The following is a 9015-nucleotide window of genomic DNA, read 5'->3' on the forward strand; positions in this document are numbered from 1 at the left end:
CCGCATTCGACCGGTTCACCACCCTCGCCCAGCACGAGGTCTATACCGTTCAGGACAAGACCGACATGCTCGCCGACCTGGAAACGATGGAAATCCTGACCCGCACCGGCGAGGGTCGGCTGCAGCTCAGCCGGGATCCACAGCCGCGGTGGGCCCGGCTTCGCGAGAACCGCGGGAACTTCCTCACCCAACCCCCCGGTAAGGACGCTGTGATCGACGCAGCCGGACGGCAGGATTGGATCGGCTGGGTCGAACTGGTCACCGGCCCCGTCAACGAGACCGGGATCCGCTCCACCGCCCAGGTCATCACGGACATCAACGCCGACGTTCTCGCCGTGATCGAAGCCGAAAACCGTCCGGCGCTGGTCCGGTTCAACACCAGTCTGCTCGCCGGCCTGTACGCCCACGTGATGCTCATCGACGGCAACGACCCCCGCGGCATCAACGTCGGCCTGCTGGCCAAACCCGGCCACACGATCGGCTCGATCGTCAGCCACGTCGACGACCCCGACCCGGCCCGCCCCGACCGGCCGCTGTTCAGCCGCGACTGCCCCGCCTACGAACTGCACACCCCCGCCGGCAACACCGTCTGGGTGCTGCCGAACCATTTGAAAAGCCAGTCTTGGACCTCGGGAAACCCCGACCCGCTACGCCGCCGGCAGGCCCACCGGGTGGCGGAGATCTACACCGCGCTCCGCGACGCCGGCGCCCGATACATCGCCGTCGTCGGTGACCTCAACAAGCCACCCCCGCCCGCGTTCCCCAGCCTCGAACCCCTCCTCGGCCCCGACAGCCCACTCGTGGACGCCACCAGCCGGGCCGGATTCGACACCGGTCCCCGACCCGGTACCTTCCAGTCCTGCACCGCCCGCAACCGACTCGACTACATCCTGCTCTCCCCCGACCTCGCCGACCGGATGACCGGCGGGCAGATCGTCCGCACCGGCCTGTGGGGCGACCCCGACAACAAACACCCATCCGCCCAGTGGGCGATCCACCCCAAGATCACCCGAGCCGGACAGGCCGCCTCCGATCATGCCGCTCTTTACGTCGACCTCGATATCTAAAACACCGCGGTATCTAGAACACCCAGGCAACGCTCTGTTGTGCCGCTGAGCGGACGCCTGCCCCGCCGCCCGATCTGACCCGCCCCCGAACCATCCGGAGAACCATCCGGACAATCACGCAAGGACCACCTGGGGGCGACGAGGAATGATCTGGATCATCTGTACTGAAGGTTGCGGAACAAGCCTCCTCGTAGGTGCCCTACCAGGCGAAGAAGGCCGAAGGCCGGGTCCGCCTGACCGCACGGCGGCCAAATTGTGGGGAGCAAGGCACGGCCCAAGGGGACGTAATGAAGTAACAAATACGTGATCGAGAGCATCATCGCAGGTCACAGGCCTATGGAGGGTTCGAAACGCGCAAGTTATTTCATTTCGACTCCCAAGTACCGCAGACCGTGCTCAGGTCCCCACAACTCACCGGCCAACGGCCGTCCGACGGATTGTGGCCACTGGGTGAGACGGTCGTCGGAGGTGTCGGCCTCGAGGAGGCGGTTCGTGGGACGGCCGCCGTGGCGAACCCGGTCCGGAATCCCCGACGTCCTCGATCCGAGGAACATGTTCGGCGACAAGGGTTACCTTGGCACCGGAACTGCCACACGGTCATGGTAAAGGTGCAGGAGGACCATGCGGCACGAACACCGGACCCCGGTCGACGTTCTTGCGCTACTGGTACGGGACGGCCGCCTGCTCCTGACGAAACGCGCGGGAGACATCTACGGAAGCGGCTGCTGGGCGCTGCCCAGCGGACGGATCGAGCCCGCCGAGGACGTCGTGACCGCGGTGCTCCGGGAGCTCGACGAGGAGCTCGGCATCGGGGTCGAACCCGAGGATGTCGCTTTCGCGGGTGTCACGCATGCCCTTCCGCCGGACAGCGACGCTCGTATCGGTTTCGGCTTCCTGGTGCCGCGATGGAGCGGCGAGCCCACCAATCGGGAGCCGGCCACCTGCTCCGCCCTCGCCTGGCACCCACCGGACGATCTGCCGGCCGACACGCTGGCGTACAGCAGCGAGATCATCCGTCTGCATCTGCGGGCGGAGCCGTTCTCCCGGTTCGGCTGGCCGCCGAGTCGGGGAGCGGGCGCACGATCGCGGCAGGCTTTCTCGGCTATCCGGTCCCGCGACCGGTCCACGGGTCCCCCGCCAGACCGAGCTGACTGATCCAGGTCTGGTAACAGCCGCGGTCGGCGGGCCGGGCCCAGTCGCCGCCCAACCATCCCACCATCCCACCGCCCCGCGGCCCCACCGCCCCGCGGCCATACGGACCCATGGCCGCACGGACACCGCACCCGCAGAATGCGCATGGCAGCGGCGTGGATGCAACATGCAACACAACCTTCACGGTTGTCGACCGATAGCGATGAAGATGCTACTTTCAGTTCACACCTTGGGCGAGAGGAGAGAGGGTGACGATCATCGCCATCACGCCGCATCGAACGCCCGTACGTACCACCGTCGCGATGATCAGCATCCTCGTTCTCACCACCGTCCTGATCGACGCCGGCCTGGCCGGATCCGCCGTGGCCGGCACCTGCCCGACGGCCGAGCCCAGTGACGTAGGGAAGACGGGGAAGATCGAGAAAATCGAGAAAAACTGTCCCAATGGGGACGATGCGCCGCCGTTCGGCTTTCTCGATCTCGTCGACGCCTCCCCCACCGGCATCCGCGTCGCCGGCTGGGCCATCGACCCGGGGGACCTCAGCCACCCCCTGGCCGTAACGATCATTCTGGACGACGTCGCCACCGCCACCGTCATCGCCGACCGCTCCCGTCCCGACGTCGCCCGGGCCCACCCGGGCGCCGGCCCCGACCACGGCTTCGACACCACCGTGGCCGCCGCACCCGGCACCCACACCGTCTGCACCGCCGCGGTGGACATCGGCCCGCTCGGCTCCTTCCACCGGCAGAGCCTCGGCTGCACCACCGCGACCGTGGACGCGCCCGCCGTCGACCACACGCCCTTCGGCTACCTCGACCTCGCGACGCCCAACCCGTGGATCACCGCCGGCTGGAGCAGCGTCCGCGTCGCCGGCTGGGCCTACGACCCCGACGCCCCCGCCGACCCCCTCACCGTCACGGTCACTCTCGACGGTGCCACCGCCGCCACCGCCACCGCGGACACCTCCCGACCGGACGTCGCCCGCTTCTACCCCGACGCCGGCTCCGACCACGGCTTCGAGACCACCGTCATCACCAGCGCCGTCCCGCACACGGTGTGCGCCTACGCCACGAACGCCGGGCCCGACGGCCCCATCCGGCATCAGCTCGGCTGTGCCACCGTCTCCTGGCTCCCCTGACCGCTACTGGTCCCCCTGACCGCATACACAGCACACTGACCGCACGCACAGCACACCAGCATGCCCCACGGGGACCGCACCCGGACCCGTCCAGCCATCCTGGCAGCCCAGAAAACTTGACAGGGTTACATGGCGCTGTTTATCTTTACATGTTCGTGTGATGGAAGCCGGTGTGATTCCGGCATGGTCGCGCCACTGTGACCGGCCCGTCCGTCCTGGACGGTCTCGGAAGTCAGACCCATTACCCGAACCCATCCTACCCGTGGAACGCGTGATTCCAGTGGAGGTTCTCCTCATGGCGCACCCCGCCGTCTCCCCCGCACCGCTCGCCCAGCCGGCACTGCCGACCCTGCCGACCATCCCGCTGCGTGAGCTGGTGCCCTTCCTGCTCTTCGGCGGGCTGCTGGCGCTGCTCGGGCTGTACTTCGTCGGCGCCGAGCAGGGCGCGCTGTCAATCTTCGGCGGGAACTACGTCCACGAGTTCGTGCACGACGCCCGCCACCTGCTCGGCTTCCCCTGCCACTGACGCCTCCTCCCGCTCTGTTCCAGCAAGGAGACGCTGTGGCACGAACACTGTTGATCCGTGGCATGCTCGTCGGTCTGGTCGCCGGCGTGCTCGCCTTCATCGTCGCGAAGACCCTCGGCGAGAGCCAGATCGGTCACGCGATCACCTTCGAGTCGGCGGGCGAGAGCTCCACTCATGCGCACGAGCCGGTGTCCCGGACCGTGCAGTCGACGCTCGGTCTGTTCACCGGTCTGCTGCTCTTCTCCGTCGCCATCGGCGGCATGTTCGCCCTGGCGTATGCGTGCGTGCAGGGCCGCCTGGGCGCCCTCGGGCCCCGGGGGACGGCCGCCCTGGTGGCCCTCGCCGGGTTCACCGCGGTCTACCTCCTGCCCGATCTGAAGTACCCGGCGAATCCCCCCGCGATCGGCAATCCCGACACGATCGGCCGGCGGACCGTCCTGTACTTCCTCATGATCCTGATCTCGGTGATCGTCGTGGTCGGGACGGGTGTGGCCGCGCGGCGGCTCGGCGGCTGGAACGCGACGATCGCCGCCGTCGTCGGCGGGCTGGTGGTCCTGGGCGTCGTCTACGCCGTCCTGCCCCGCGTGCACGAGACGCCGGAGGGCTTCCCCGCCGACGTGCTATGGCGGTTCCGGATCGCCTCGCTCGCCATCCAGGCGACCGTCTGGGCGGCCATCGGCCTGCTGTTCGGCGCGTTGACCGAACGCGCGTCCCGACGTGCCGCGGCCCCCACCAGCGCGATCGGTGCGATCGGTGCGATCGGTGCCGCCGGTGCGGCTGGCCCTGGTTAGTTGCGCGCCGACCGCGGCCCTGCGGGCCGCCCGGTTCCCTGTCGACGAACCTCTCGACGCCGACGGGCTGCGCCGAGCCGTCGGCGCCGCCGAGGCGGTCGCGGCCGGCGCGCTTCCCGCGACGGGAGGGGTGCTCTGCGACGGATCCGCGCGGGCCTGTCAGACCGCCGCCGCCCTGGGCCTCGGTGCCCGCAAGGGTGACGTCACCATCCCGCGGGCCCCGGGCCCACCCATCGTCCCCAAGGTGGATCCGGCCCTGCGCGACCTGGACGTCGGGGCGTGGCGGGGGCACAGCCTGGACGAGATTCCCCCGGACGAACTGCGCCGGTGGCACAGCGATCCGGCGGTGGCCCCGCCGGGCGGCGAATCCCTACTGAGCTTGCTTGGCCGCGTCGAAAACTGGCTGGCCCGGCGAAGCACCGAACCGGGCCACATCATCGCGGTGACCCATCCAGCGGTCATCCGGGGCGTGCTCGTGGCCGCCCTGCGCTGCCCGGTCGAGATGTTCTGGCGGATCGACGTCGCCCCGTTGACGGCGACCCTCCTGCACCGTCGGATCGGCGCGGACGGTCATGACGGCACGACCGGCACTCAGCCGAAAACGGAGGGTGCCGCGACCGGAACCAGGACCGCGACCAGGACCGGAACCGACTGGACCTTGACGCACGTCTGCCGCCCGCTCTAGCGAGATCCACCGGATCCGGCGTCCGCCGGCGTCGGCGTCAGGATGTCGTGGCCAGCACGCCCGGATGCCGACAAATTTCTTAAATATTAAGAATTGTCAAGTTAGATCAGTTTCCCGGCCCGGCCGCGAGGCTGCCGCGGCCCCTTGACGCGCGGCACCGTCCGGATGGAATCATGGCCGTGGGCCCGAACCCCCAGATGGCCCCAGGTGAGAGGCGGTCGGGTGGGTAAGCACGCGAAACCGGTAGCCTGCCCGACCTGCAACGGCAGCGGGAAGATCACCGTGACCAGCGACGGCAAGAACGAGACCGTCTCCTGCGGCGTGTGCAAGGGCTCAGGGAAGGCGTGAGCGTCCGCCGGGTGAACCGCGAGGACTTCATCCCGGATGAAATCTGGGTCCGGGACGAGGACGGGTTCTTCTTGGTCCCGCTCCGGCGCCAGGATGATCCACAGCGGTGGTCGAAGCTGTGCCGCGGCGACGACGGGATCACGACGCAGGTCGACGACGGGACGGGCAGGTACGACGGTAGGGACGTCATACCGACCAGTTCCAGCAGCGCGCCGTGGGTCATGGCCCGGATGCTTGACCTCCTCGATGTGCGGGACGGGATGAACGTCCTCGAGATCGGTACCGGGACCGGCTATAACGCGGCGCTGCTCGCCGAGCGGACCCCGACCGGCCAGATCACCACCATCGAGATCGATCCGGGAATCGCGGGGCAGGCCCGCGCGGCCCTCGCCAGAATCGGCCGTCCGGTGACGGTGGTCGTCGGGGACGGCGCGGCGGGGTTTCCCGGTCGGGCTCCCTACGACCGGATCATCGCCACAGCGTCGGTGGTTACCGTTCCCTACCCCTGGATCATGCAGACCCGGCCGGGCGGGCGGATCGTGCTGCCGTTCACGAGCGAGTTCGGTGGGGCGCTGCTGTCATTGACCGTTGCGGACGGCACCGCCTCGGGCCATTTTCATGATGAGGCGGGTTTCATGCGGCTGCGCGGCCAGCGGGCCGACAAACCCGTCTGGTGGCTCGGCGAGGACGACGCCGATGTCAGAACAACCTGCCGGTATCTGGATGAGCCCTTCGGGGACGCCGCGGCCGGATTCGCGGTCGGCCTGTGGCTGCCCGGCTGCACCACCGGGCAGATCGAGGAAGGCGGCCCAGCGAAAACACTTCTGCTGTCCCACGCGGCGTCACAGTCGTGGGCGTCACTGACCGCCGGGTCAGACGGGCAGTCGGACGGGCACGAGGTCACCCAGTATGGGCCACGACGGTTGTGGGACGAACTCGAAATGGCCTACGACTGGTGGGTGAACGCAGGACGGCCGTCCTGCACCCGCTTCGGGCTCACCGTCACCCCCGACGGTCAGACATCCTGGCTGGACTACCCGGAGCGGGTCATCCCGGCCTCGTGACCCCCGCGGACGAACCGGCGCGACGGCGAACCGGCGCGACGGCGAATTGCCGAGGATTGGTAACGGTCTCCGGCCTTGAGACCGCGCCCAACCCTCGGCAACTCTCTGTCATCCAACGATCGACGTCATCCAACGATCGACGTCGCCGACCATCGGTGCATCTCCGGGGTCAGCACCTCGGATCCCTGATCCCGGGCCCCGGGCGATCGGTGGCCCTTCACCGCTGCGGCATTACCGCGGCAGGCTGAGCCACCGGGCCCGCCGGCCGGCGGGCGGCGGTTGCTCGTCGGCAGGACCCGCGCCGACCGCGACCATGGGTGCGGGTACCCGCACCGGTGCGTCCCACCGGCGACGCGGGCCGGTCCCAATGACCGCCGTCGGCAACGCGTCCATCGGGTCGACGAACCGGCCGGTCGACTCCTCGAGCACCCAGATGCGCGCGTCGGCGATGTCGAAGTACAGGCCGACGAGTTCTAGCGTGCCGCGTGCCAGGGCACGGCGCACGGCCGGATGCGCGCGCAGGTTCTCCAACTGCTGCGCCACGTTGGCGCGGCCCAGCCTTTCCACCGGGAGCAGATCCTCCGTGCCGGCAGGGGGCGTCCGCTCAAGCGAGACGGCGGCGTGCGACAGCCAGCCCGCCAGGGCCGAGTCGGGTGCGCCGTCGAGCGCGCCGGACAGCAACGCCTGCATGGCGCCACAGCCGGAATGGCCACACACCACGAGCGAGGGCACCCGCAGGACGTCGACGGCGTAGTCCAGCGCGGCGGTCACCGACAGGTCGCCACCGCGTCGCAAGGGCGCGTCCGGGTCGGATCCGGCGGGGTCGTCCACCGGGACGATGTTCCCGACATTACGGATCGTGAACAGGTCACCGGGACCGCTACTGGTGATGATGTTGGGAACAATGCGAGAGTCGGCGCAGGTGAGGAACAGGGCGCCGGGCTGCTGTCCCCCGGCGAGCTCGTCGAAGGTGCCCCGCAGGAGCGGGGCGGCCCGCCGGTGGAACTCGTTCACCCCGAGCAACATTGTGCTGACGTGCTGGACCGTCAGGTCGGGGGAGGCCTGCGCCGGCACCGACGCCGCCGGGGCCGACGCCGCCGGGGCCGGGACTGGGTCCGGGTGGATCGCCGGCGGAACGACGCCGCCGGGCTGGGAATCCGACGACCGCGACTCCGACGAATGGGAATCCGACGGTGACGACGCGAGTTCCAGCTCCTGCCACTGCGACCAGGGCGCGAACCAGCGCGGGAGGTGCGGGACGACGGTGCGGCGCCGCTGCTCCGCGACCTCGGCCGGCCGGCGGAACCAGACCTGGCCGATCTCGTCGACGCTCACCGTTCCGCCGGACGCCTCGTGGTTCGCGCACCAGCCACGCAGATGCTCATAGGCGGCGTGGTCAAGGTAGTCGACGATGAGTTCGATCGAGACGGGGGCACCGACGGGGATGCGGCCCAGGATCCGCGCGAGGCGGGGCAGGGACAGGAAGCTCAGTGTCCCCTCGACTTCTACCTGCCAGAGCTCGTCGGTGCGGACCAGCCGGACACTCGACCACAGCACCCGGCGCAGGACCAGGGCGAGCGCGGTGAGCAGACCCAGGGCGGCACCCTGCAGGAGGTCGAGGGCGACGACACCGACGATTGTCACCAGGTAGACGGGCAGCTCCCCGTGCCGGCGGACGTGGCGCAGATGCGCGACGTCGACCAGCCGCGCACCGACGACGAGCAGGCCGGCGAGGGCGGACAGCGGGATCCACTCCACGGCACGGCCCAAGAACACGGCGAACAGCAGCACCCAGACGCCGTGCAGGACGGCAGACTTCCGGGTACGCCCGCCGGAGGCGACGTTGGTGGAGCTGCGCACGATCACCCCGGTGATCGGCAGCCCGCCGACCAGGCCCGAGGCGAGGTTCGCCGAGCCCTGCCCGAGCAGCTCGCGGTCGAGGTCGACGCGCGGCCCCCGCCAGCCTCGGGTGGTGGCAAGCTGGTCCACCGCGACGGCCGAGAGCAGGGACTCGACGCTGGCGACGATGACGATGGCCAGCGCGATGCCGGACCAGTCACCGCGCGGGAGGCCCGGCAGGGCGACCGCGTCGAACAGGGACGAGGGCAGGTTGACCCTGGGCAGGTCGAAGCCCGCGACGGCGGCGAGCAGGGTGCCCGTCACGACCGCCGCGAGATAGGCGGGGATGGCTCGGACGGCGTTCGGCAGCCTCTTCGGCAAGCGGGGCCAGAGGAGGGGATCTG

At 69.7% G+C, this 9015-nt stretch carries 9 protein-coding genes and 1 riboswitch; of the genes, 8 read left to right on the forward strand and 1 reads right to left on the reverse strand.

Annotation, left to right across the window (positions count from 1 at the left end):
* The 8 genes from AC08OU_RS19180 to AC08OU_RS19215 all read left to right on the forward strand — a co-directional run.
* A partial coding sequence (locus AC08OU_RS19180; RefSeq protein ID WP_476605455.1) for an endonuclease/exonuclease/phosphatase family protein occupies nucleotides 1–1067 on the forward strand: 1067 nt, incomplete at its 5' end.
* Nucleotides 1068–1688: 621 nt separating this feature from the next.
* Nucleotides 1689–2222, forward strand: a complete 534-nt coding sequence (locus AC08OU_RS19185; RefSeq protein WP_476601496.1) for an NUDIX hydrolase — start codon at nucleotides 1689–1691, stop codon at nucleotides 2220–2222.
* A 245-nt stretch (nucleotides 2223–2467) separates the two neighbouring features.
* On the forward strand, nucleotides 2468–3358 hold the full coding sequence (locus tag AC08OU_RS19190; RefSeq protein ID WP_476601495.1) for a hypothetical protein: 891 nt from the start codon (nucleotides 2468–2470) through the stop codon (nucleotides 3356–3358).
* A gap of 137 nt (nucleotides 3359–3495) precedes the next feature.
* Nucleotides 3496–3649: riboswitch (adenosylcobalamin (AdoCbl) riboswitch) on the forward strand.
* 4 nt (nucleotides 3650–3653) lie between these two features.
* Nucleotides 3654–3884 (forward strand): CbtB domain-containing protein, encoded by a 231-nt coding sequence (locus AC08OU_RS19195; RefSeq protein WP_462188974.1) that lies wholly within the window; start codon nucleotides 3654–3656, stop codon nucleotides 3882–3884.
* 35 nt (nucleotides 3885–3919) lie between these two features.
* Nucleotides 3920–4675 carry a CbtA family protein gene (locus AC08OU_RS19200; protein WP_476601493.1) on the forward strand — a complete coding sequence of 252 codons (756 nt, stop codon included), beginning with the start codon at nucleotides 3920–3922 and terminating at the stop codon, nucleotides 4673–4675.
* Nucleotides 4656–5360: a histidine phosphatase family protein gene (locus AC08OU_RS19205; protein WP_476601492.1), complete on the forward strand. Its 705-nt coding sequence runs from the start codon at nucleotides 4656–4658 to the stop codon at nucleotides 5358–5360. Before AC08OU_RS19200 ends, AC08OU_RS19205 begins: the two co-directional genes overlap by 20 nt.
* 222 nt (nucleotides 5361–5582) lie before the next feature.
* On the forward strand, nucleotides 5583–5708 hold the full coding sequence (locus AC08OU_RS19210; RefSeq protein ID WP_023842045.1) for a hypothetical protein: 126 nt from the start codon (nucleotides 5583–5585) through the stop codon (nucleotides 5706–5708).
* Between the two features lie 11 nt (nucleotides 5709–5719).
* The gene (locus tag AC08OU_RS19215) at nucleotides 5720–6772 is read left to right on the forward strand and encodes a methyltransferase domain-containing protein (protein WP_476605456.1); all 1053 of its coding nucleotides are present in this window, start codon (nucleotides 5720–5722) and stop codon (nucleotides 6770–6772) included.
* A gap of 231 nt (nucleotides 6773–7003) precedes the next feature.
* Here AC08OU_RS19215 and AC08OU_RS19220 read toward each other — a convergent pair.
* Nucleotides 7004–9015: solute carrier family 23 protein (locus AC08OU_RS19220; RefSeq protein WP_476605457.1), on the reverse strand; the 2012-nt coding region annotated here is incomplete at its 5' end.

Source organism: Frankia sp. CcMO1 (assembly GCF_977945845.1).

Bases quoted from the DNA above. Each gene is read 5' to 3' on its own strand.
- AC08OU_RS19195 (WP_462188974.1), top strand. From the start codon at position 3,654: ATGGCGCACCCCGCCGTCTCCCCCGCACCGCTCGCCCAGCCGGCACTG.
- AC08OU_RS19185 (WP_476601496.1), top strand. From the start codon at position 1,689: ATGCGGCACGAACACCGGACCCCGGTCGACGTTCTTGCGCTACTGGTA.